Genomic DNA, 22,719 nt, shown 5'->3' on the forward strand with positions numbered 1-22,719 from the left:
CTACCCTCGACCCAGGCGCACCACCCAGCCCCCGACCCGGAGGAGCCCATGACCATCACCCAGAAGTCGCTCATCGACGCGGTGCCCACCGGGCTGCTCATCGGCGGCACCTGGCGGGAGGCCAGTGGCGCCGCCCGGTTCGACGTGCACGACCCCGCGACCGGCGGCACGCTGACGACGTGCGCCGACGCGACCCCCGAGGACGCGGTCGCGGCGCTCGCCGCCGCCGCCGAGGCGCAGCCCGCCTGGGCTGCCACCGCCCCGCGGGACCGCGGTGAGATCCTGCGCACGGCGTTCGAGGCCGTCACCGCCCGCGCCGACGAGTTCGCGATGCTCATGACCCTCGAGATGGGCAAGACCCTCGCGGAGGCTCGCGGCGAGGTGACCTATGGTGCGGAGTTCCTGCGCTGGTTCTCGGAGGAGGCAGTCCGGGTCCGCGGCCAGTACGCCGTCGCTCCGAACGGCGCCACCCGGCTGCTCACGATGCGCCAGCCCGTGGGGCCGACGCTCATGATCACGCCCTGGAACTTCCCGCTCGCCATGGGCACCCGCAAGATCGGTCCGGCCGTCGCCGCGGGCTGCACCATGGTCATCAAGCCGGCCGCCGAGACCCCGCTCACCATGCTGCACCTCGCGCAGGTGCTCCAGGAGTCCGGTCTGCCCGCCGGGGTCCTCAACGTCATCACGACGACCGACAGCGCGGGCGCCTGCGCGCCGGTCATCCGCGACCCCCGGCTGCGCAAGCTCACCTTCACCGGCTCGACAGCGGTCGGGAAGAAGCTCGTCGAGCAGTCCGCCGAGCAGCTGCTCCGGGTCTCGATGGAGCTCGGGGGCAACGCGCCCTTCCTCGTCTTCGAGGACGCCGACATCGACGCCGCCGTCGACGGGGCGATGCTCGCGAAGATGCGCAACATCGGTGAGGCGTGCACGGCCGCCAACCGCTTCTTCGTGCACGAGTCCGTGGCCGAGGAGTTCACCCGCAAGCTGGCGGCGCGGATGGGGGCCCTCACGGTCGGCAAGGGGACCAAGAAGGGCGTCGACGTCGGCCCGCTCATCACCGACAAGGCCCGCGCCGACGTGCACGCCCTCGTCGAGGACGCCGTGGGCCGCGGCGCCCGGGTGCTCACCGGAGGGGCCGTCGTGCCGGGACGTGGCCACTTCTACGAGCCGACCGTGCTCGCCGACGTCCCCGACGACGCCCGGTGCCTCACCGAGGAGATCTTCGGCCCCGTCGCCCCCGTCGCCACCTTCGCCGACGAGGCCGAGGCCGTCGCCCGCGCCAACGCCACCGAGTACGGGCTCGTCGGGTACGTCTACACCCGCGACAACGCCCGGGTCCTGCGGGTGGCGGAGGCGCTGGAGTTCGGGATGGTCGGCATCAACACCGGCATCGTGTCGAATCCCGCCGCGCCGTTCGGGGGCGTCAAGCACTCCGGTTTCGGGCGCGAGGGCGGCGCCGAGGGCATCGAGGAGTACCTCGAGGTCAAGTACGTCGGCATCGCCACCTGATGACGGCCTCATCCGTTGGGACAGGATCCGGGCCAGGTCGGTGCGCACGGGGCACCGGGGATGGTGGACTGACGCCATGACTGAGTTGCGGAGCCCTCACCGCACCGACCGGCGCCGGTCGGTGCGGACCCTGCTCGACGAGACCGACGACGCCCTGCGCCACGGCGACCGCCCCGGCGCGGTCGTGTGGCCCACCGGGTTCGACCTGCTGGACTCCACGCTCAACGGCGGCCTGCGCTCCGGCGAGCTCGTCCTCCTCGGCGGCAGCGAGGGTTCCGGCAAGACGACCCTGGCCGTCCAGATGATCCGCAACGCCGTGAGCAGAGGGCGGCACGCCGTCATCTTCTCCTTCGAGCACGAGGCGCAGACCGTGGTCCAGCGGCTGCTCGGGCTCGAGGCCGCGTGCGCCGCCGAGGCCTCCGACCAGCCGGTGTCGTCCGCAGCCAACGTGCACGCGTTCCGCGCCGTCTTCGAGGCCGAGGACCCGCACCGGCACGGTCTGGCCGAGGCGCTCGGCCAGCTCGCGTACGGGCGGGCGGCGCTCAGCATGATGGACGCGTACGCCGAGCGGCTCCACATCCACGAGTCCAACAGCCAGACCACGGTCGAGGAGATCGCCGACGTCGTCATGGCCATCGCCGAGGAGGCCGGCGAGCCGCCGGTCGTCCTCGTCGACTACCTCCAGAAGATCCCGCGGCCCGGGGTGCAGGAGGACGAGGTCAGCCGCATCACCGTCATCACCGAGAGCCTCAAGGACCTCGCGATGGAGCTCGAGTGCCCGGTCGTCGCGATCTCGGCGGCCGACCGCGAGAGCCTCAGCAGCGGGCACCGGATGCGCACCCGCGACCTGCGCGGGTCCTCGGCGCTGGCGTACGAGGCGGACGTCGTGCTGATCCTCGCGAGCAAGGACAACATCATTTCGCGCGAGCACCTCGTGTACGACCTCGGCGCGATCAAGATCTACCGCCGGTGGTCGGTCATCACGGTCGAGAAGAACCGGCACGGGACGGGGTCGATCGAGCTCGAGGTGCAGAAGAACTTCGAGTACGGCCGTTTCTACCCCACGGTCCGGGTCGTCTCCGAGCGGCTCATCGAGGAGCGCATCTTCACGACGTGACCGGGGCCGGGCAGCGCACCGACGAGGCCGCCGGTGACAATGGACCGGTGACTCTCCGCACCGTCGCCGTCCTCGGCTCCACCGGCTCGATCGGCACCCAGGCGCTCGAGGTCGTCGCCGCCCACCCCGACCGCTTCCGCGTCGTCGCGCTCTCGGCCGGCAGCAACGTGCCCCTCCTGGCCGCCCAGGCCGCCGCGACCCGCGCCGAGCTCGTCGTCGCGGCCGGTGGGCGGGTCGAGGACCTCCGCGACGCCATCACGACCGCGGCGGGTGACCCCACGTACCGGCCGGAGGTCGTGGTCGGCGACGACGCCGCGACCACCGCGGCTGGCTGCGGCGCAGACGTCGTCCTCAACGGCATCACCGGCTCGATCGGGCTGCGCCCCACCCTGGCGGCCCTCGCCGCCGGCTCGACCCTGGCGCTCGCGAACAAGGAGTCGCTCATCGTCGGCGGCCCCCTGGTCAAGGCCGCGGCCGCCCCCGGGCAGATCGTGCCGGTCGACTCCGAGCACAGCGCCATCGCGCAGTGCCTGCGCGGCGGCCGGGCCGCCGAGGTCCGGCGCCTCGTCGTCACCGCGAGCGGCGGGCCGTTCCGGGGCCGCTCCCGGGCCTCGCTGGCCGAGGTCACCCCGGAGCAGGCCCTGGCGCACCCCAACTTCGCGATGGGGCGCGTCATCACGACGAACTCGGCGACGCTCGTCAACAAGGGGCTCGAGGTCATCGAGGCGCACCTGCTCTTCGACGTCCCCTTCGACCGGATCGAGGTGGTCGTCCACCCGCAGCAGCAGATCCACTCGATGGTCGAGTTCCACGACGGGTCGACGATCGCCCAGTGCGGCCCGCCACGGATGCTCGTGCCCATCGGCCTGGGGCTGTCCTGGCCCGACCGGCTCGAGGACGTCGACGTCCCGTGCGACTGGACCCGGGCGCAGTCCTGGGAGTTCCACCCCCTGGACGACGAGGCCTTCCCGGCCGTACGGCTGGCCCGGCAGGTCGGCCAGGCCGGGGGCACCTTCCCGGCCGTCTACAACGCGGCGAACGAGGTGTGCGTCGACGCCTTCCACGACGGGCTCCTGCCCTTCGTCTCGATCGTCGACACCGTCGAACGCGTCGTCGAGGCGCACAATGGGAGTGAGATCGACGCGTCGAGCGTCGACTCGGTGCTCACCGCGGACCGGTGGGCCCGGGGCCGTGCCCGTCAGCTCGTCGGGGCCGGAGCCGTCCAGCAGCACTCGGGAGAGAGTTCGTGACCACCCTCGCGTTCGTCGTCGGCGTCGTCTTCATGGCGGTCGGCCTCGCGCTGTCCATCGCCCTCCACGAGGTGGGCCACCTCGTGCCGGCCAAGCGGTTCGGGCTGCGGGTGCCGCAGTACATGGTCGGGTTCGGTCCCACCGTGTGGTCCACCCGTCGGGGCGAGACCGAGTACGGGCTCAAGGCGATCCCGCTCGGCGGCTACATCCGGATGATCGGGATGTTCCCGCCCCGCCCCGGCGACCCCGCGGGCACCCTGCGCGGCTCGAGCACCGGGCGGTTCAGCCAGCTCGTCGACGAGGCGCGCGCGGCGAGCCTCGAGGAGCTCCGGCCCGGCGACGAGGACCGGGTCTTCTACAAGCTCTCGGTCCCCAAGAAGGTCGTCATCATGCTCGGGGGGCCGACGATGAACCTCCTCATCGGCGTCATCCTCCTCACGATCCTCGTCACGTCCCACGGCATCCTCACCCCCCAGCCGGGCGCCGTCGTCCAGTCCGTCTCGCAGTGCGTCGTCCCGGCCACCGACGTGACCCAGACGGTCTCCTGCGAGGGCCGGCCCGCGACCCCCGCGCTGGCCGCGGGGATCCGGCCCGAGGACCGCATCGTGTCGATCGGCGGCGCGCCGGTCGAGGAGCTGACCGACGTCAGCGCCCTCGTCCGCCCGGCCGCCGGGAACCCCGTCGACATCGTCGTCGAGCGTGCCGGCGAGCGCCTCACACTCACCGCCACCCCGATCCGCAACGTGCTGCCCGTCCTGGACTCCACCGGCCTGCCCGTCGTGGGGCCCGACGGGGTCGCCCAGACCGTGGAGGCGGGCTTCCTCGGGGTCACGACCCGCCAGGCCGCCGAGACCGTCCGGCAGCCGATGAGCGCCGTCCCCGAGATCCTGTGGACCGGGCTGAGCAGGACCGCGGTGGCGCTCGTGCACGTCCCCGAGCGGATGGTGGGGGTGTGGGACGCCGCGTTCTCGGGCGCCGAACGGCAGGTCGACGGCCCGATGTCCGTCGTCGGGGTCGGCCGGGTCGCCGGCGAGGCCTCCTCGGGGCGCCTCGACAACCTCACCGGCGGCTCCTTCGCCGACCGGTTCTGGTTCCTCGTCGGCCTCATCGCGACGCTCAACCTCGTGCTCTTCCTGTTCAACCTCATCCCGCTGCTGCCGCTCGACGGCGGGCACGTCGCGGGCGCCCTCTGGGAGGGCACGAAGCGGCAGTGGGCCAGGCTCCGGGGCCGCCCGGACCCGGGGTTCGTCGACGTCGCGAAGGCGCTGCCATTGGCGTACTCCGTCGCGATCCTGCTCATCGGGATGTCGGCCCTGCTCATCTACGCCGACGTCGTCAACCCCATCGACCTCGGCGGCTGACCGCCGCCGCGGTCCGGGCGGTCACGCGCCGACCAGCTCGTCCCGGCGGGCCCGCAGCTCCTCGACGTGCTCGTGCAGGCCGACGAGCCGCTGCGAGGTCGTGCCCAGCGCCTCCCGTACAGCGGCCAGGGCCGCGTCGACCCGCGCGGCCGCGTCCTTGATGCGGGAGCGCACCGACCAGTCGGTGACGAGGTTGTCGAACCAGACGTCCAGACCCCGGGTGAGGCCGTCGATGCCCAGGTCGGCGCGCAGCCCGGTCAGGGCGCCCGGGTCCCGCAGGGCGCTCGCGAACTCGACGAGGTCGTGCTGTGCGGCCGCGATGCTGCGGGACGCCTCCTCGGCGTGCTGGTGCTTGACCGACGACGCCAGCATGCCGCCGCCGGCGAAGGTGTCGTAGGTCGACCACGACCCGGCCGACGACAGCCGGCGTGCGGCGCTCTCGAGGCTCGCGGCGGCGCGCGCCCCGGCCGCGCGGGCGCGCTCGAGGTCGGCGACCTGGCCCCGGGTGGCCTCGAGCTCGGCGCACACGGCGTCGAGCTCCGGCGCCAGCGGCGAGCCGGCGGCGCGCAGCGCGTCGGCGTGCGCGGAGACGGCCTGTTCGCGGGCGGTGGCGGTGTCGCCGAGCACGGCGAGCCGCCGGTCGACCGTCTCGGCGCGGGCCTCGACCGCCTGCAGCCGGGTCAGGGCGGCCCGGGCCGCGTCTCGGGCCCTGGCCTCCTCGGCCCGCTCGCGGTGCAGGTCCTCGACCCGGCTGCCCCGGAGGGAGGCGACGAGCGAGGTGAGCCCCGGTCCCTCGAGGCGCTCGACGTCGCGGGCCTCCTTCTCGTGGGACTCGCGCGCCCCGACGGCCCGCTCGCGCAGCGCCGCCTCCTCCTGGCGGAGCCCGGCGAGCTCGGCGCGCAGCCGCACCGCCTCGGCGTGCGCGGTGAGCGCCTCGTCGAGGGCGGTCCGGGTCGGGGGCTGGGTGCTCATGATCCTCTGAGGAACGGACCGTACCCTGGGTTCCATGTCCGTCTCCCTCGGTATGCCCGCCGCGCCTCCGCCCGTCATCGCCCCGCGCCGCCAGAGCCGCAAGATCCGTGTCGGCAAGGTCGAGGTGGGCGGCGACGCACCGGTGTCCGTGCAGTCGATGACGACGACCCCGACGACCGACATCAACGCCACGCTGCAGCAGATCGCCGAGCTCACCGCCTCGGGCTGCGACATCGTTCGGGTCGCGTGCCCCACCCAGGACGACGCCGACGCGCTGCCCACGATCGCCCGCAAGAGCCAGATCCCCGTCATCGCCGACATCCACTTCCAGCCGAAGTACGTCTACGCCGCCATCGACGCCGGCTGTGCCGCCGTGCGGGTCAACCCCGGCAACATCCGCCAGTTCGACGACCAGGTCGGCGAGATCGCCCGCCGGGCCAAGGACGCGGGGGTGTCCATCCGGATCGGGGTCAACGCCGGATCGCTCGACAAGCGGCTCCTCGAGAAGTACGGCAAGCCGACGGCCGAGGCGCTCGTGGAGTCCGCGGTGTGGGAGGCGAGCCTCTTCGAGGAGCACGACTTCCACGACTTCAAGATCTCGGTCAAGCACAACGACCCCGTCGTCATGGTCCGCGCCTACCAGATGCTCGCCGAGCGCGGCGACTGGCCGCTCCACCTCGGGGTCACCGAGGCGGGCCCGGCGTTCCAGGGCACGATCAAGTCCGCGACCGCCTTCGGGGCGCTGCTCAGCCAGGGCATCGGCGACACCATCCGGGTCTCCCTCTCGGCACCGCCGGTCGAGGAGGTCAAGGTCGGCATCCAGATCCTCCAGTCGCTCAACCTGCGCCCGCGCAAGCTCGAGATCGTGTCGTGCCCGTCGTGCGGGCGCGCGCAGGTCGACGTCTACAAGCTCGCCGACGAGGTCACCGCCGGCCTCGAGGGGATGACCGTCCCGCTGCGGGTCGCCGTCATGGGCTGCGTCGTGAACGGCCCCGGCGAGGCCCGCGAGGCCGACCTCGGCGTCGCCTCCGGCAACGGCAAGGGCCAGATCTTCGTCAAGGGCGAGGTCATCAAGACCGTCCCCGAGAGCCAGATCGTCGAGACGCTCATCGAGGAGGCCATGCGGATCGCCGAGGAGATGGGCGAGCCGATGGACGAGGAGACCGCAGGCGCCCCCTCGGTCACCGTCGGCTGACCCGCCGACCTCGGCCGGCCCTCACGGCGACCAGCCCGGCTGGTCCCCGGCCGGATGACGGGGATCCGGCGGCGACGGCACCCGGCGGTTGAGGGAGAAGAGCCGCCCCAGCACCGGCATGAGCACGATGTTCAGGCCGTGCAGGATCCCGATGATCAGGAGGATCCCGCCCACCCTGGCCGCCGAGAAGGTCAGCTGTTCGGCCGTCACGAGGCCGGAGACCTCGTTGCGCCAGTCGCTCTGGGGGCCGAAGTGCACCCCGAAGAGGATGTACGCGGAGAAGATCAGGTAGTACACGATGTCCGTGAGCACGATGTAGCTCTTGCCGGTGAGCGGGTTGTCGTGGAAGACGTCTGCGGCGTAGGCCCGGCCGAACCGCTTGATGAACGGTCCGAGCCAGATCGCGATGGCGACGAGGACGAGGGTGACGGCGATCTCGAGGATCCACCAGGGCATGGCGAGGGCTCCGTTCGTGCGGGGGGTCAGGTGGAGGACGGCGGTCGCTGTCGCGGCCACCACGGTGACCGCGACGGCTGCGGTCAGGAACCCGGTGCGCCGCCGCCTGCGGTCTGCGTCGATGCTCTCGACGACACGGTCGAACAGGTCCGGCGACGGGGTGGTGGGGGACTGGGTCAGGGCCTTGGCGATACGGTCCTCGAGCTGGGTCATCGGTCTGCCTCCAAGGTCGCGCCAAGGGAGTCGAGCCCCCGTTGGAGATGGGTCTTCACGGTGTTCGACGACAGCCCCAGGGTGGCCGCGATCTCGGCGACGGGCATGTCGTAGTAGTAGCGCAGCGTGACGCAGTCGCGCTGCCGCCGGGGCAGAGCACGCAACGCCTGGACGACGGCTGCGCGCTCGGCACGCTCCTCCGCCGTGTCGGCGGCCGACGGGGTGTCCGGTTGTGCCGGGGGCCGGTGCCGCCACGACACGAAGCCGCGCCGGTTGTGGTCGCGGGCGAGGTTGATGACGATCGAGCGCAGGTAGGCCGCGGCGCGGGCGGGGTCGCGCAACCGGCCGTGATGCCGGGCGAAGCGGATGAAGGCCTCCTGGACGAGGTCCTCGGCGGCGGTCTTGTCGTCGACGTAGAAGCGGGCGAGGCGCGTGAGGGAGGCCGCCTCGGCGTCGAACACCGCGGCGACGTCGACCGAACCGCTGTTCGCGACGTCGACCCGACTCAGCCCGGTCGCCACCACCTCCATCACTCCGACGGACGTCCGGGGCGGGCGAACGGGTGACACGACAACCTGACGAAGATCGGAGCGGCGGCTGTGCATCTCTTGCCCGGCTCGGGTGTCACCCGCGGGGGACGGGTCCCGCGTCTGCCTGGTGTCCGCATCTGCGCGGGCCTGACCGAAGGGACACCCATGTCGTACTCCTCCCGCCGTGCACTCGCCGTGCCGGCCATTGTGGCGCTCACCAGCCTCGCCGTGACGATCCCGGCCTCCGCCGTCGCGGGCGGTCCGGTCGTGCGGGCAGCCGGCCCTCTCTCCGACCTCCAACCCGCCGTCGCAGGGCCCCTGGACGGCGCGGCCGCCGCTGTGCAGATCGTCGCGTCGGCGCGGGGCTCGCACGCCGTCCTGCGGGTACGGGGGATCGAGGGTGCCGACGGGACGACCTTCGGTGCCCACCTGCACGTCGGTCCGTGCGTCGCCGGCAACGGCGCGGCAGCGCTCGGCCACTACAACACCGACGTCCTCGCCGGCAGCAGCGAGCCCGAGATCAGCGAGGACACCGAAGTGTGGTTGGACCTCGAGGTCCACCACGGTGGCGGCACCGCGACGGCATCGGTGCCGTTCGTCCCCGCGCCGGGCACCCGGTCGGTCGTCATCCACGCCCTGCCCACCGACCACCACACCGGGGCTGCCGGGGCCCGGCTGGCGTGCCTTCCGGTCGTCTGGTGACCAGGCGGTCAGGCGGTACCCACGGCAGCGGACGCGTTCTGCGGGTGCTCGGGATCGGCGTCGCCGCCGGCCTCGCGTGGGGCGTCCTGGCCCGTGGCTTCATGCGGCTCCTGGCCACGAACCCGGAGTTCACCTGGGCCGGCACATTGGGGATCATCGGCACGGCGTCGCTGGTCGGTGGGCTCGTCGCCGTCGTGCGCCTCGCCCGACAGTCGGGGTGGACGCCCTGGTGGCGGCTCCTCGGGCTGCCCATCGTCCTGCTCTTCGGGGCCGCCGGGATCCTCATGCTCCCGGGCGTCGTCGGGGGCGTCATGCTGCTCGACAGACGCCGCTGGCTCGCTCTCCCGGGAGCAGCGCTGGTGGCGCTCACCCTGGGGGCGGTCGTCCACGAGCTCGACGGTTCCCTCACCGGGCGCCAGCTGGCCGGGGTCGCCCTCCTCGGCGGCTGTCTCGCCGTCGAGGGATGGGCTGCCCGCGAGCTCGTCCGGCGGTGGCGTCCGCCGGTCGCGGGGCCGCTCACCGTCTCCGGTGCTCCGGCCGACCGCGTGGCGACCGGGCCCTCGACGGAGGGAGGCGCCGCGCAGCGGACCACGACGCTCGCGCCCTAGGCTGGTGTCGTGCTCCGCACACGATCCCCGGTCCGGCCGCTGTCGCTCGACGAGCGCGACGCCGCGCTCGACCTGTGCGCCCGCGACCTGCCGCGGTCGGTGTTCGTGGCGGCCCGCATCCTCGAGGGCGCGCGCTCCGGCTCGCTGTCCTCGGTCCTCGGCCACCGCGACGAGGGCGCACTGACCGGCCTCGTCTGGGCGAGTGCCAACGTCGTCCCGGTCGGGACCACCGCCGGGGACCGCGCCGCGTTCGCCGAGCGGCTGCGACGCTGGCGGGGCCGGTGCGCGTCGATCTTCGGGGCGCGCGAGGAGGTCGTCGGTCTCTGGGAGCACCTCGAGCCGCAGTGGGGCCCGGCCCGGGCCGTGCGCGCGCACCAGCCTCTGCTCGTCGCCGACCGGCCGCCCTCGGTCCTCGGCATCGAGCCCGACCCCCGGGTCCGGCCGGCCAGGCCCGACGAGGTCGACCTGGTCCTCCCCGCCGCCGAGCACATGTTCACCGCCGAGATCGGGTACCCGCCGTACACCGGGTCGAGCCGGGGCTACCGGGCCTCGCTCGCGTCGATCATCGCCCGCGGCCACACCTACGTCGTCGTCGAGGACGGTGAGGTGCTCTTCAAGACCGACATCGGCAGCCTCGCCCTCGGCTGCGCGCAGCTGCAGGGGGTCTGGGTCGCGCCGCGGCTGCGGGGTCAGGGTCTCGCCGGGCCGATGCTCGCTGCAGTGCTCGAGCAGGTGATGGCCGGCCCCGCACCGCTGGTCACCCTCTACGTCAACGACTTCAACCACGCGGCACGTGCCACCTACGACCGTCTCGGGTTCACCGCCGCGGGGGAGTTCACGACCGTCCTGCTCTGACCGGGTGGTTGGATGTCCCATGGCCCCCGCCCTGCCCCGCTCCTGGCACCACGTCGGCCGCGCGCCGCGCGCCGCGAGTCGCTGACCCGCCCGTGTCGACGCTCTCGTGGCAGCCGCTCTCCGACGAGGACCTGCCCGCCCTCGCCCACCTCGCGCAGCGGTGTCTCGACCGGGACGGTGGGCTGCCCCAGCTCGCGGGTGAGCCGATGCTGCGCCAGCTGTTCCTGCGAGGGCAGTCCATCGGCGGCCGGGACGAGATCGGCGAGCTCGTCGCGGCGGCGTCGGTGTTCGTCGACGGGACCGGGCACCGTGCGGCGACCGGGCTGGTCGACCCCTCGGCGCGCCGGCAGGGCCTCGGGGAGCAGCTGGTCCGCTGGTCCCTCGAGCGGTCGGGTGGCTCGCTGCTGCGTCTCGTGGCCGAGACCACCTCACCGGAGTCCGACGCCCTGGCCGACCACCTCGGGCTGCTGCGCACCTTCGCCGAACACGTCATGCGGCACCCGCTCGTCGCGATGCCGCGCGTCCCGCGCCCCCCGGGCCTGGTGTCGCTGCCGTGGTCCGAGGACACCGCGGGGCTGTTCCACATCGCCTACACCCGCTCGTTCGCGTCGAGGCCCGGCTTCCCCGACACCCCGCGCGAGGAGTGGGTCGCGGGCTCGCAGGAGGACGAGGACTTCCGCCCCGAGCTCTCCCGGGTCGTCCTCGACCGGCAGGGGAGGGTCGCCGGCTTCGTGACGGTCACCGAGAACTGGATCGACCAGGTGGGCGTCGTGCCCGACTGGCGGGGACGCGGGTTGGGCGCCCACCTCGTCACCCGCTCGCTGCGCGCGCTGCGCAAGGCCGGGTGCGAGGCGGTGTGGCTCGCGGTGAACGTGGACAACCCGGCGCACGACCTGTACCTGCGCCTCGGGTTCGAGGACCACGGGCTGCGCGCCCGCTACGAGCAGACTCCGGACTGAGCCGGGTGGGCGGCGCGAGATGCCTGCCCGCGTCGTTATCCTTGCCGGGTTGTCCACCCCCACCCACCAGGAGCCTCCCCGTGGCCATGCGCATGTCGTCCCTGTTCCTGCGAACCCTTCGCGAGGACCCGGCGGACGCTGAGGTGCCGAGCCACCGGCTGCTCGTGCGGGCCGGGTACGTCCGACGGGTGAGCCCCGGCATCTACACCTGGTTGCCGCTCGGCCTCAAGGTGCTGCGCAAGGTCGAGACCGTCGTCCGCGAGGAGATGGACGCCATCGGCGCCCAGGAGCTGCTCTTCCCGGCCCTGCTCCCTCGCGAGCCCTACGAGGCGTCCGGCCGCTGGTCCGAGTACGGCCCCAACGTGTTCCGGCTCAAGGACCGCAAGGATGGCGACTACCTGCTCGGGCCGACGCACGAGGAGATGTTCACCCTCGCCGTCAAGGACATGTACAGCTCGTACAAGGACCTGCCGCTCGCGCTCTACCAGATCCAGACGAAGTACCGCGACGAGGCCCGGCCGCGGGCCGGGGTGCTGCGCGGCCGCGAGTTCGTCATGAAGGACAGCTACTCCTTCGACCTCGACGAGGCCGGGCTCGACAAGAGCTACCAGCTGCACCGCGACGCGTACGTGCGGATCTTCGACCGGCTCGGCTTCCACTACGTCATCGTCGAGGCGATGGCCGGCGCGATGGGCGGGTCGAAGTCCGAGGAGTTCCTCGCGACGGCCGAGAACGGCGAGGACACCTACGTCCGATGCGGCAACTGCGGGTACGCCGCGAACGTCGAGGCCGTGCGGGTGCCGGCCGCCGAGGCGGTCGACGCCTCCGGGGTCCCGGCCGCACACGTCGAGGACACCCCCGACACCCCCACCATCGACACCCTCGTCGCGCACCTCGAGGCGGCGTTCCCGCGCACGGACGGCCGCTCCTGGTCGGCCGCGGACACCCTGAAGAACGTGATCGTCATGCTCGTCCACCCCGACGGTACCCGGGAGCCGCTGGCCATCGGCCTGCCCGGCGACCGCGAGGTCGACGAGAAGCGCCTCGGGGCGCAGGTCGAGCCCGCCGTCGTCGAGCCGTTCGCCGAGGCCGACTTCGCCGCCCGCCCGACGCTCGCGAAGGGGTACATCGGCCCCGGGGTCCTCGGCACCGACCGACCCTCGGGCATCCGGTACCTCCTCGACCCCCGCGTCGGCGAGGGCACCGCCTGGGTCACCGGCGCCGACGAGACCGGGCGGCACGTCCTCGACCTCGTCGCCGGCCGGGACTTCACCGCCGACGGGACCATCGAGGCCGCCGAGGTACGCGACGGTGACGCCTGCCCGTCGTGCGGTCACGGGCTGGAGTCGGCGCGCGGCATCGAGATGGGTCACGTGTTCCAGCTCGGCACCAAGTACGCCGAGGCCCTGGACCTCAAGGTGCTCGACGAGAACGGCAAGCTGCGCACGGTCGTCATGGGCTCCTACGGCGTGGGCGTGTCCCGGGCCGTCGGCTGCATCGCCGAGGGCAACCACGACGAGCTGGGCCTGGTCTGGCCGCGGGCGCTCGCCCCCGCCGACGTCCACCTCGTCGCGACGGGCAAGTCCGACGAGGTGTTCACCTACGCCGAGGAGCTGACCCGCTCGCTCGAGGCACACGGCGTCGAGGTGCTGTTCGACGACCGTCGCCAGGCCAGCCCCGGCGTGAAGTTCAAGGACGCCGAGCTCGTCGGGGTGCCGACGATCGTCGTCGTCGGGCGGGGGTTGGCCGACGGGACCGTCGAGCTCAAGGACCGCCGCTCCGGGGAGCGCCGCGACGTCCCGGTCGCCGACGCCGTCGCCGAGATCCTCGCGGAGATCGGCCGCTGATGGGCCGGCCGGTCGAGGCGGTCGTCTTCGACTGGGGCGGGACCCTGACCCCCTGGCACGACGTCGACCTCCCCGAGCAGTGGCGCGTCTTCGCCCGCGAGGTCCACGGCGTGCCGTTCGCCTCCGACGAGGTCCCGCAGGAGGACCTCGATGCGGCGCACCGGCTGGCCGAGCGCATCCTCGAGGTCGAGGCCTCGGCCTGGCACCGAGGCCGGACCCAGCACTCCTCGGCGAGCCTCGAGGCCATCCTCGACGAGGCCGGGATCGACCCCGCGCACGACCGGCACCACCTGGCGCTCGCGGCATACCGGCGGTTCTGGGAGCCGCACACGCACACCGACCCGCAGGTCCGCCCGCTGTGGGCGGGGTTGCGGGAGCGGGGCATCCGGGTCGGGGTGCTGTCCAACACGATCTGGAGCCGCGCCTACCACCGCGAGATCTTCGAGCGGGACGCCGTGCTCGACCTCATCGACGCCGACCTGTACAGCAGCGAGCTCGACCACGTGAAGCCGCACCCGGAGGTCTTCCGCGCGGCCTGTCGAGCCGTCGACGTCGAGCCGGAGCGTGCGGTGTACGTAGGCGACCGTCTGTTCGAGGACGTCCACGGGCCGCAGCAGGTCGGGATGCGCGCCATCTGGATCCCGCACTCGAGCATCCCGGCGGACCAGACCGTCGAGGTGCCGGCGGTCCCCGACGCGCGGGCCCACGAGCTGCTCGACGTGCTGACCGTCGTCGACGGCTGGCTGGCCGGCGCGTGACCCGGCCGCGTCGTGGCTGACCCCGAGCTCCACGTCCTCGTCCTGCTCGGCCTGGCCGGCTTCCTCGCCGGCTGGGTCGACGCGGTGGTCGGCGGGGGAGGGCTGGTGCAGCTGCCCGCGCTGCTGCTCGGGATGCCGGGGGCGACCCCGGCGCAGGTGCTGGCGACGAACAAGTTCGGCTCGGTGTGGGGGACCGCGACCGCCTCGGTCACGTACTACCGGCGGATCCGGCCCGACCTGCGCACGGCGCTGCCGATGGCGGGGGTGGCGTACGTCGGCGCGGTCGGCGGGGCGCTCATCGGGCTGCACATCCCGAAGTCGCTCTTCAACCCGATCATCCTCGTGATGCTCGTCGTCGTCGGCGCGTACACGCTGCTCAAGCCGTCCGTGGGTGAGCTGACCCGGCTGCGGTGGAGCGGCGCCCGGCACACGACCGCGGCGGTGCTCACCGGCTTCGTCATCGGGGTGTACGACGGTGCGCTCGGGCCGGGGACGGGGAGCTTCCTGGTGTTCGCGCTCGTCGGGCTGCTCGGGTACGCGTTCCTCGAGGCCAGCGCGAAGGCGAAGATCGCCAACCTCGCGACGAACCTCGGGGCGTTGACCGTCTTCGCGCCGGGGGGTCACGTCGTGTGGACCGTGGGCGCCGTCATGGCGGTGATGAACCTCGCCGGTGGCTACGTCGGGGCGCGGACCGCGGTCGCGCGGGGGAGCCGCTTCGTGCGGGTCGTGTTCATCGTCGTCGTCACGGCGTTCGTCATCCGCATCGGCGGCGACCTCCTCGGCCTCTGGTGACCCCCGCCGTCCTCTCGCGAACGTGTGTGAAGACTGGAGCCATAGCGACGGCTTTCACCCACGTTCGGCAGGGGGAGGGGGCGTTGGGCGACCGAGGACCCCGGACCGCACCTGAGCCATGAAGGCCGGCTCGTGAACCCGGAGCCCGACCAGGTCGATGCGCAGGACGACGTCACCCGTCAGGGACACCTCGTTCTGCCGCAGGTTGTCATCGGTGACCGAGAGCCCGACCCGGTGCCCCGCGCCGTCGATCTCGACCACCAGCCGGCTGCCCGCCCAGCGCACATCGAGGTAGATCCGTCCGCGCGCGGTACGACGCAGGACCTGCCGGTGCGGCGGGGGGATGTCGTAGCGCCGGCAGAGCACGGCGAAGTCGAGCTCCCCGAGCGACTGCGCGCCGTCGGCGACGTCCCGGAGCACCTGCCGGACGAATGGCCGCCGACCACGGTTGCGGACAACGCGGAACGTCGACAGGAGCCGGTGCCCCGTCGTGAGGCGCTGCTGCACGGCGAGGCACAGCACGAGGGCCGCCTGGCGGTCGCTACGCGCCCACGCTGCCGCGCGCAGGGTCGCAACCTCGGGGGCGGTACGCGGCAGGCCGCAGGACTGGACCTCCCCGGGGGTCCGGGTGACGCGGTGGATGCGCACGCCGTCGGCCTCGGGGCACTGGGCGTTGCGGGGGACCGAGACGTGGACGACCGGCTCGTGGTAGCCGGTGAGCCCCACGGCCTGGAGGGAGCTGACGCCGTCGACGAGCGCCACGCCCTCGGCGACCTCCCAGACGGCGCGCCATCGCCGGCCTTCGTCGGACACCCCGCCCGTGTGCAGCGCGACCGTGTGCGTGCCGAGCCGCTGCCAACGGTCACCGTCGATCTCGCGCCGGATGGCCGAGTGGTCGTAGCCGAGGCCGGCGAGGCGGCGCATCGTGAGAACGCCCCCGAACTCCTCGGCCGCGGCGGCAGCCGCCCGCCGCAGGAGGCGGCGTGCTGGGCGGTGGACGTCGGGCATGGACCGAGCCTGCCGAGATCGCGCCGATCGCCCGCGGATTCATCCACAGGCTGCGCGAACGTGGGTGAAGACCGGTCGGATAGCGGCGGCTTTCACCCACGTTCGGGTGGGGCGGGGGGGTCAGCGGGGTGGGACGGTGAGCCAGAGGGCCGCGTAGGGCGGGAGGTGGACGTCGCCGTCGTCCCCCCACGGCAGCGTCCGCCCCGTGATGGCGTCGACGGCGTCGGCCAGCCCGAGGGAGTGGACCCGCCAGCCCGGCCAGACCCGGGTCTGCGGTGTCACGTTGTACACGCCGGCAAATCGCCCCAGCGGGTGGTCGCGCAGGGTGACGAGCACCCCGGTGTCGTCGACCGGCCCGACCGTCGTGGGCACCGACGCGTGCAGGTGCGGCAGCGACGCCCGCGCCCGGCCGAGCTCGACGAGGTCGCTGAACACCCGACCCGGGACGGTGGAGGTGTCGTGGCGGGCCTCGGCGCGCTGCCAGTCCAATCGTGGCCGGTGGGCCCACCGGTTGTCGTCCGCATGCCCGGGCTCGCTCGCCCAGTCGGGGTCGTTCGGCTGGCCCAGCTCGTCACCGCTCCAGATGACCGGGATGCCGCCCCAGCCGTAGACGACGGCGTGCGCGAGGCGGAGCGCGGCGAGCGCCTCCTCGGTCTCCTCGGGCGTCTCCGCGGCCTCGAGCCCGACGAGCGAGGCGGCGGTGCCGGACGTGCGCCGGTCGCCGGTGTCCGGGTTGAACTGGAAGGTGAGGCCGCGGGCGGGGGAGCCCCAGAAGTCGCCGACGTACCAGTCGGCGAGGAAGTGCCGGTGCCCCGGCCCGGTGGACCCGACCGCCTCGGCGTCGTCGTCCATCACCGCCCAACCGATGTCGTCGTGGCAGCGCAGGTAGGTGAGCCAGGTCGCCGTCGGCGGCTCCGGTGGCAGCGACCCCAGAGCCTGCGCGGCGAGCCGGACGTCACGCGAGGCCAGCATCGACCACACCTGGACCATGAGGCTGTTGTGGTACGCGAGGTCACTGACCTTGCCGGTGTGCGGCCCCTGCCCGAGGTAGGCGAGGAGCTTGGACGGGGCCACGATCGCCTCGGCCTTGAACGCGACCGCCGGGCACGTGATGCGGGTGACGGCGCGCAGCACCTGGGTGATCGCGTGGACCTCCGGCTGGCCCTGGCAGTCGGTGCCCAGGCGCTTCCACATGAACGCGATGGCGTCCAGGCGCAGCACGTCGACCCCGCGGTTCGCGAGCTCGAGGATGATCTGCACGTACTCCGCGAGCACGTCCGGGTTGCCCCAGTTGACGTCCCACTGCCATTCGTTGAACGTCGTCCAGACCCAGCCCCGCAGGTTCTCGTCCCAGGTGAAGTTGCCGGGGGCGAAGTCCGGGAAGACCTCGGGGAGGGTGCGCTCGTAGGCGTCGGGGAGCCGGCGGTCGGCGAACACGTGGAAGTACGACCGGTAGCGGAGCATCCCGCCGCGCGCCCGCACCGCCCAGTCGTGCTCGCGGGCCACGTGGTTGAGCACGAGGTCGAGGACGAGGCTCATGTCGCGGTCGTGCAGGTCGTCGGCGAGCGCGGCGAGGTCGTCCATCGTCCCGAGGTCCGGACGCACCCGGCGGTAGTCGACGACCGCGTAGCCGCCGTCGTTGTCGCCCTCCCGGGTCTCGAGCAGGGGCATGAGATGCAGGTACCTGACCCCGAGCTCCTCCAGGTAGGACAGGTGCGTCGACACGTCCTGCAGGTCGTCGGCGAAGCGCTCGGTGTACGCGGCGTAGCCCACCATCGCGGGGTCCTGGAGCCAGTCCGGGCGCAGCATCCGCTCGAGGTCGCGACGGTGGAGGCGGTCGGGCCGGCGGGCGAAGGCGCGGGCTGCGTGGGTCACCACCTCGGTCCCGGTCTGGAGGGCCCGGTCCGCTCCGTAGAGCTCGGTGAGGCCGGCGTGGAGGTCGGGCCACCAGCGGTCGAGCCGGGCGTGGAGCATCTCGGCGCGCTCCGCGCCGAGCCCGAGGTCGGGCAGGGGCGGGGGCGGGGGCACCGGTGCACTCACGCCTGCATTCTGTCGGAGACTGCGCACGCGGTTCGACCTCCGGCCACGGTGCGCGCGCCGGCTCATGGTGCAGACCGACCCCGTGCACAGGGGACGCACAGTCGCCGGGACGACAGTCGCCGGTATGACGACGAGCACGATCGCCCCGGGCGGGTCCACCGCCCCGCCGCCCGTGGAGATGCGCCGCACCCCTCGCAGGCACGCCCCGCTGCCGCGCTGGTGGCGGGACGCGACCGCGGGGGCCGCCTGGGCGGTCACGCTCGCCGTCGTCGCGCTCTGGGTCGCCGGTGGGGGGGTGCAGGACCTCGGTTCCTGGGCGGGTGCCCTCACCTCGACGGGCCGGCTCACCGGGCTCGTCGCCTCGGCGCTCCTCCTCGTCCAGGTGCTGCTCATGGCGCGGGTGCCCTGGGTGGAGCAGGCCTGGGGGCAGGATGAGCTGGCCCGTACCCACCGGCTCGTGGGGTTCACCTCCTTCACCCTGCTCCTGGCGCACATCGTCCTCATCACCCTGGGCTACGCCGCCTCGTCCACCCGCGGGGTGTGGGGGACGGCGTGGGACCTCGTCGTCACGTACCCGGGGATGCTGCTGGCCACCGCGGGGACCGCGGCGCTGGTCATGGTCGTCGTGACCTCGGTGCGCCGGGCGCGCCGGCGGCTGCGCTACGAGTCCTGGCACCTCATCCACCTGTACGGGTACCTCGGCGCCGGGCTCGTCCTGCCGCACCAGCTGTGGACGGGCGCGGACTTCCTCGACTCCACCACGGCCACCGTCTTCTGGTGGGGGCTGTGGGCGACCACCGCCGCCGCCGTCCTGGCCTTCCGGGTCGGGCTGCCCGCCTGGCGCTCGCTGCGGTCGCCGATCCGGGTGCTCGACGTGCGCCCCGAAGGGCCCGGTGCGACGACCGTGACCGTCGGCGGCCACGGTCTCCGCCACCTGCCCGCTCGAGCGGGCCAGTTCTTCCAGTGGCGCTTCCTCGACGGCCCCGGCTGGAGCAGGGCGCACCCCTACTCGGTGTCGGCCGCCCCTGACGGCCGGACCCTGCGCCTCACCGCCGAGCACGTGGGCGACGGGTCCGCCCGCCTCGCGACGCTGCGGCCCGGCACCCGGGTCCTGCTCGAGGGGCCCTACGGCCGGCTCCACGGCGGGGTGCGGACCCGCCGCAAGGTCCTCCTCATCGGTGCCGGGATCGGCATCACCCCGCTGCGCGCGCTCCTGGAGGACCTGCCCCAGGGTCCCGGGGACGTCACGGTCGTCCACCGGGTCCGCTCCCGGGACGAGGCGGTGCTGGCCGACGAGCTGCGCGCGCTCGCCGCGGCCCGGGGCGCCCGCTACCTCCAGGTCGAGGGCCACCGGATCGCGGGCCGCGCCTCGTGGCTCCCGAGCCAGGCCGCGCACCTGTCGGACCGGCAGGCGCTCCTCGACATCGTCCCCGACCTCGCGGACCACGACGTCTTCGTCTGCGGCAACGACGGCTGGATGGAGGCGATCCGTACCGCCGCGCTGGAGGGCGGGTGCCCACCGGACGCCATCCACCGCGAGCGGTTCGCCTACTGACCATGCCCCCATCTCGGAAGGGACTCCCGATGCGACGCATCACGACCTGGCTGCTCAGCACCCTCTCGGCCCTGGTGCTCCTCCTCAGCTACCACACGTCCACGAGCTCGACCTCCGCGGCCACCGTCGTCGCGGACGGCGCGGGAGCGGCGAACGGCACCGATCTCGCGTCCGGGGGCACGAGCGGCTCGTCGTCCTCGGACTCGTCGTCGTCCTCGGACTCGGCGTCGGGCTCCACCGCCTCGGACGGGACCTACACCGGCGACGCCGTCGACACCCGCTACGGCCCCGTCCAGGTCGAGATCACCGTCCAGGACGGGAAGATCACGAAGTCCGTGGTGACGCAGGTGCCCTGGAGCGACCGCCGCGACCAGGAGATCAACTCCGCGGCCGTCCCCGTCCTCAACGAGGAGGCCGTCCAGGCCCAGAGCTCAGAGATCGACATGGTGTCGGGTGCGACCTTCACCTCGGAGGGCTACATCCAGTCGCTGCAGTCCGCGATCGACGAGGCGAACCTGTGATCACCGCCGAGATCCCGGTCGCGCCGGCCGCGCCGTTGCCGCCCGTGCCCGCCCGCCGGGCCTGGGTCGAGCACGTGATGGGGACGGCGGTGAGCGTGCACATCCGTGCGCTCGAGCCGACCCGGCCCGACATCGAGGCGGGCGTCGCGCGGCTCTTCGCGCACCTGCGCCGGGTCGACGCCGTGCTCTCCACGTGGCGGGCCGACAGCGACCTCCTGCGGCTGCAGCACGGGGAGGCAGACGCTGTCCATCCCTGGGTCGCCGATGTCGCCGACCTGTGCCTCGAGGCCGAGGACCGCACCGACGGGCTGTTCCGGGCCTGGCGGGCCCGTCCGGGCGGCCGCCCGGCCTTCGACCCCACCGGGCTGGTGAAGGGCTGGGCCGTCGCCGGGGCGGCGGACCACCTCGCCATCGTCCCCGAGGTGTCGTACAGCGTCGGAGCAGGGGGGGACGTCGTCGTCGGCGCCGGTCCAGGGCCCTCGGCCGCGGCCCCGACCTGGAGGATCGGCGTCGAGGACCCGTCGCGGGCAGGTCGGGTGGCCGAGGTCGTGACGCTGCGCCGGGGTGCCGTCGCGACGTCCGGGGCCGCCGCCCGGGGCGGGCACGTCGTGGACCCCCGCACGGGGGCGCCGGTGCGGCGCCCGGGCTCGGTCACCGTCGTCGGGCCGGACCTGCTCTGGGCGGACGTGTGGGCCACCGCCGCCTGGGTGGATCCGGACCGGGTCGCCCGGCTCCTCCCGACCCGTGACCCCGCCTACCGGCTGATACGGAAGTGACGGACGGGACGGCCGGGGCGGAAGCGGCGGGACCATACCCGCCGGCTTCGCCCCCCACGTCCGCATTCAATGAATTTGTGCAAACCCTGGTGAAATCCTTAACCGGCCTTTACCATCGAAGTACTCGTCGACCAGCAGGGGGTCGGCCGTGCTTGCAGGGGCACCTATGTCTATCTCGCCATCCGATCGGCTCACGAGCCGACGTTCCATCACCACCGCAGCGGCATGGGCCGTGCCGGTCATCGCTGTCGGGGCCGCGGCTCCGGCGTTCGCCAGCTCACCGGGTGTCGTCCTCACCTTCGCCGGTGAGGGGTGCAAGTACCCCGGCCGGTCCGTGGCGGGCAAGGAGTACGGCTACAAGATCGTCTTCACGGTCACCAGCTCCGAGGCCACGACGGTCTCCTTCGAGTCGGTCACCGCGCCCAACTACCCGGACGCCCAGATCATCGAGGTCGGTCCCGACGACCTCGACTTCTCGACCGTCAGCGTCCCGGCGGGCACCAGCCAGGTCTACGTCATCATCGCCGCCGACATCCAGGTGTCCGGCGGGAACTCCGCCAACGGCACCGCGACGTTCACCTACATCACGGGCAACGGCCAGGCCAGCACGGTCACGGGCGACGTCACCGGCTTCAACCCCTGCCCGAAGAAGTAGGCGCGGGCCGGCGGGCGCGCATGGTTCGATGAGCCGTGCGCGGCTTCCGGATGGTAGATGTCTTCTCGCCGCTGCCGTTCCGGGGCAACCCTGTGGCGGTCATCCATGACGCCGACGACCTGACCGACCCGCAGATGGCCGAGGTCGCCCGCTGGACCAACCTGTCCGAGACGACGTTCCTGTGCGCGCCCACGACCCCGGCAGCCGACTACCGGGTACGGATCTGGACCACCGGCGGCGAGCTGCCCTTCGCCGGCCACCCGACCCTCGGCAGCGCGCACGCGTGGCTCGAGGCGGGCGGGATGTCCTCCCGCCCCGACGTCGTCGTGCAGGAGTGCGCCGCGGGGCTGGTCCCCGTCCACCGTGGCCCGACCCTCGCCTTCGAGGCGCCGCCGCTGCGGCGCTCGGGCCCCGTGGATCCGGCCCTGTCGGCCCGGGTCAGGGACGCCATCGGGCTCGCCGCGGCCGAGGTCGTCGACATGGCGTGGGTCGACAACGGCCCCGGCTGGGTCGGGGTCCTGCTCCGGGACGCCCGGGCGCTGCTCGACCTGCGGGTCGACCTGTCTCGTCTCGACGGACTCAGGGTCGGGCTCGCCGCGCCCTGGCACGGTGGGCACCCCGACGGCTGCGACCTCGAGGTCCGGGCGTTCTACTCCGATGAGCGCGACGCCGCCGAGGACCCCGTCACGGGCAGCCTCAACGCCGGCCTCGCCCAGTGGCTCGTGCCGGCCGGGCACCTGCCGGCGCGCTACACCGCCGCCCAGGGCGGCTGCGTCGACCGCACCGGCCGGGTGAGCGTGGTGGTGACCGGCGACGGACGCACCCTGGTGGGCGGTGCGACGCGCACCCTGGCCGAGGGGCGGCTGGCCCTGGCGAACTAGCCCGGTCGGGCCCTGTCCACGGGCCGACGACGCTGCTAGCCTCGACCCGTTCAGCCGCGGTTCAGCAGGGGACCACGGCGCGAGCAGCAGGTTGTGAGATGTCACGATCGCCGGGGATCCGGGGTCGGCGGGGACCCCGCTGCACCGCGTGCGCGTCAG

The 22,719-nt window shown here is 73.3% G+C and carries 22 protein-coding genes; 17 read left to right on the forward strand and 5 right to left on the reverse strand.

What is annotated here, in order from left to right; all coding sequences use genetic code 11:
• Positions 1 to 48 precede the first annotated feature (48 nt).
• From Q0963_RS02210 to Q0963_RS02225, 4 genes are all read left to right on the forward strand, one after another.
• A complete protein-coding gene (locus tag Q0963_RS02210; RefSeq protein ID WP_299441822.1) occupies positions 49 to 1,509 on the forward strand; it encodes an NAD-dependent succinate-semialdehyde dehydrogenase in 1,461 nt (486 codons plus the stop codon).
• 76 nt (positions 1,510 to 1,585) lie between these two features.
• Entirely contained in the window at positions 1,586 to 2,626 is a 1,041-nt protein-coding gene (locus Q0963_RS02215) for a DnaB-like helicase C-terminal domain-containing protein (protein ID WP_299441825.1), read from the forward strand.
• A gap of 47 nt (positions 2,627 to 2,673) precedes the next feature.
• Positions 2,674 to 3,876 carry a 1-deoxy-D-xylulose-5-phosphate reductoisomerase gene (gene dxr, locus Q0963_RS02220; RefSeq protein WP_299441828.1) on the forward strand — a complete coding sequence of 401 codons (1,203 nt, stop codon included), beginning with the start codon at positions 2,674 to 2,676 and terminating at the stop codon, positions 3,874 to 3,876.
• Positions 3,873 to 5,237: an RIP metalloprotease gene (locus tag Q0963_RS02225; RefSeq protein ID WP_299441831.1), complete on the forward strand. Its 1,365-nt coding sequence runs from the start codon at positions 3,873 to 3,875 to the stop codon at positions 5,235 to 5,237. Before dxr ends, Q0963_RS02225 begins: the two co-directional genes overlap by 4 nt.
• A 21-nt stretch (positions 5,238 to 5,258) precedes the next feature.
• On the opposite strand, the gene Q0963_RS02230 is transcribed toward Q0963_RS02225, so the two are convergent.
• Positions 5,259 to 6,209: a hypothetical protein gene (locus Q0963_RS02230; protein ID WP_299441834.1), complete on the reverse strand. Its 951-nt coding sequence runs from the start codon at positions 6,207 to 6,209 to the stop codon at positions 5,259 to 5,261.
• A gap of 34 nt (positions 6,210 to 6,243) precedes the next feature.
• On the opposite strand from Q0963_RS02230, the gene ispG reads away from it, so the two are divergent.
• Positions 6,244 to 7,404 carry a flavodoxin-dependent (E)-4-hydroxy-3-methylbut-2-enyl-diphosphate synthase gene (gene ispG, locus Q0963_RS02235; protein WP_299441837.1) on the forward strand — a complete coding sequence of 387 codons (1,161 nt, stop codon included), beginning with the start codon at positions 6,244 to 6,246 and terminating at the stop codon, positions 7,402 to 7,404.
• A 21-nt stretch (positions 7,405 to 7,425) separates the two neighbouring features.
• Here the strand turns inward: ispG and Q0963_RS02240 are convergent, their stop codons facing one another.
• Complete coding sequence (locus Q0963_RS02240; protein WP_299441839.1) at positions 7,426 to 8,073, reverse strand: hypothetical protein; 648 nt, start codon at positions 8,071 to 8,073, stop codon at positions 7,426 to 7,428.
• Positions 8,070 to 8,603: an RNA polymerase sigma factor gene (locus tag Q0963_RS02245; RefSeq protein ID WP_299441842.1), complete on the reverse strand. Its 534-nt coding sequence runs from the start codon at positions 8,601 to 8,603 to the stop codon at positions 8,070 to 8,072. Before Q0963_RS02245 ends, Q0963_RS02240 begins: the two co-directional genes overlap by 4 nt.
• Positions 8,604 to 8,768: 165 nt before the next feature.
• Between Q0963_RS02245 and Q0963_RS02250 the strand changes: the two genes are divergently transcribed.
• The 7 genes from Q0963_RS02250 to Q0963_RS02280 all read left to right on the forward strand — a co-directional run bounded on the left by Q0963_RS02250 (position 8,769) and on the right by Q0963_RS02280 (position 15,124).
• Positions 8,769 to 9,305: a hypothetical protein gene (locus Q0963_RS02250; protein ID WP_299441845.1), complete on the forward strand. Its 537-nt coding sequence runs from the start codon at positions 8,769 to 8,771 to the stop codon at positions 9,303 to 9,305.
• The gene (locus Q0963_RS02255) at positions 9,302 to 9,913 is read left to right on the forward strand and encodes a hypothetical protein (RefSeq protein ID WP_299441848.1); all 612 of its coding nucleotides are present in this window, start codon (positions 9,302 to 9,304) and stop codon (positions 9,911 to 9,913) included. Before Q0963_RS02250 ends, Q0963_RS02255 begins: the two co-directional genes overlap by 4 nt.
• 9 nt (positions 9,914 to 9,922) lie before the next feature.
• On the forward strand, positions 9,923 to 10,768 hold the full coding sequence (locus tag Q0963_RS02260; protein ID WP_299441851.1) for a DUF4081 domain-containing GNAT family N-acetyltransferase: 846 nt from the start codon (positions 9,923 to 9,925) through the stop codon (positions 10,766 to 10,768).
• A 92-nt stretch (positions 10,769 to 10,860) separates the two neighbouring features.
• Positions 10,861 to 11,727 carry a GNAT family N-acetyltransferase gene (locus Q0963_RS02265; protein ID WP_299441854.1) on the forward strand — a complete coding sequence of 289 codons (867 nt, stop codon included), beginning with the start codon at positions 10,861 to 10,863 and terminating at the stop codon, positions 11,725 to 11,727.
• Positions 11,728 to 11,807: 80 nt separating this feature from the next.
• Entirely contained in the window at positions 11,808 to 13,574 is a 1,767-nt protein-coding gene (locus tag Q0963_RS02270; RefSeq protein WP_299441857.1) for a proline--tRNA ligase, read from the forward strand.
• Positions 13,574 to 14,332, forward strand: a complete 759-nt coding sequence (locus Q0963_RS02275) for an HAD family hydrolase (RefSeq protein WP_299441860.1) — start codon at positions 13,574 to 13,576, stop codon at positions 14,330 to 14,332. The genes Q0963_RS02270 and Q0963_RS02275 overlap by 1 nt, the downstream gene beginning before the upstream one ends.
• A 12-nt stretch (positions 14,333 to 14,344) precedes the next feature.
• Positions 14,345 to 15,124 (forward strand): TSUP family transporter, encoded by a 780-nt coding sequence (locus Q0963_RS02280; RefSeq protein ID WP_299441863.1) that lies wholly within the window; start codon positions 14,345 to 14,347, stop codon positions 15,122 to 15,124.
• A 54-nt stretch (positions 15,125 to 15,178) separates the two neighbouring features.
• Here Q0963_RS02280 and Q0963_RS02285 read toward each other — a convergent pair whose 3' ends face one another.
• Together Q0963_RS02285 and Q0963_RS02290 are read right to left on the reverse strand one after the other, a co-directional pair.
• Positions 15,179 to 16,132: a hypothetical protein gene (locus Q0963_RS02285; RefSeq protein WP_299441866.1), complete on the reverse strand. Its 954-nt coding sequence runs from the start codon at positions 16,130 to 16,132 to the stop codon at positions 15,179 to 15,181.
• A 120-nt stretch (positions 16,133 to 16,252) separates the two neighbouring features.
• A complete protein-coding gene (locus Q0963_RS02290; protein WP_367180022.1) occupies positions 16,253 to 18,172 on the reverse strand; it encodes an alpha-amylase family protein in 1,920 nt (639 codons plus the stop codon).
• A gap of 124 nt (positions 18,173 to 18,296) precedes the next feature.
• Here Q0963_RS02290 and Q0963_RS02295 point away from each other — a divergent pair, with 124 nt between their 5' ends.
• The 5 genes from Q0963_RS02295 to Q0963_RS02315 all read left to right on the forward strand — a co-directional run bounded on the left by Q0963_RS02295 (position 18,297) and on the right by Q0963_RS02315 (position 22,560).
• On the forward strand, positions 18,297 to 19,727 hold the full coding sequence (locus Q0963_RS02295) for a ferredoxin reductase family protein (RefSeq protein ID WP_299441869.1): 1,431 nt from the start codon (positions 18,297 to 18,299) through the stop codon (positions 19,725 to 19,727).
• Positions 19,728 to 19,756: 29 nt separating this feature from the next.
• A complete protein-coding gene (locus Q0963_RS02300) occupies positions 19,757 to 20,248 on the forward strand; it encodes an FMN-binding protein (RefSeq protein WP_299441872.1) in 492 nt (163 codons plus the stop codon).
• On the forward strand, positions 20,245 to 21,024 hold the full coding sequence (locus Q0963_RS02305; protein ID WP_299441875.1) for an FAD:protein FMN transferase: 780 nt from the start codon (positions 20,245 to 20,247) through the stop codon (positions 21,022 to 21,024). The genes Q0963_RS02300 and Q0963_RS02305 overlap by 4 nt, the downstream gene beginning before the upstream one ends.
• A 232-nt stretch (positions 21,025 to 21,256) precedes the next feature.
• A complete protein-coding gene (locus Q0963_RS02310; RefSeq protein ID WP_299441878.1) occupies positions 21,257 to 21,679 on the forward strand; it encodes a hypothetical protein in 423 nt (140 codons plus the stop codon).
• Between the two features lie 50 nt (positions 21,680 to 21,729).
• On the forward strand, positions 21,730 to 22,560 hold the full coding sequence (locus tag Q0963_RS02315) for a PhzF family phenazine biosynthesis protein (protein WP_299441881.1): 831 nt from the start codon (positions 21,730 to 21,732) through the stop codon (positions 22,558 to 22,560).
• Positions 22,561 to 22,719: the final 159 nt, after the last annotated feature.

The organism is uncultured Phycicoccus sp. (genome assembly GCF_947495705.1).
Classification (GTDB): Bacteria; Actinomycetota; Actinomycetes; order Actinomycetales; family Dermatophilaceae; genus Phycicoccus.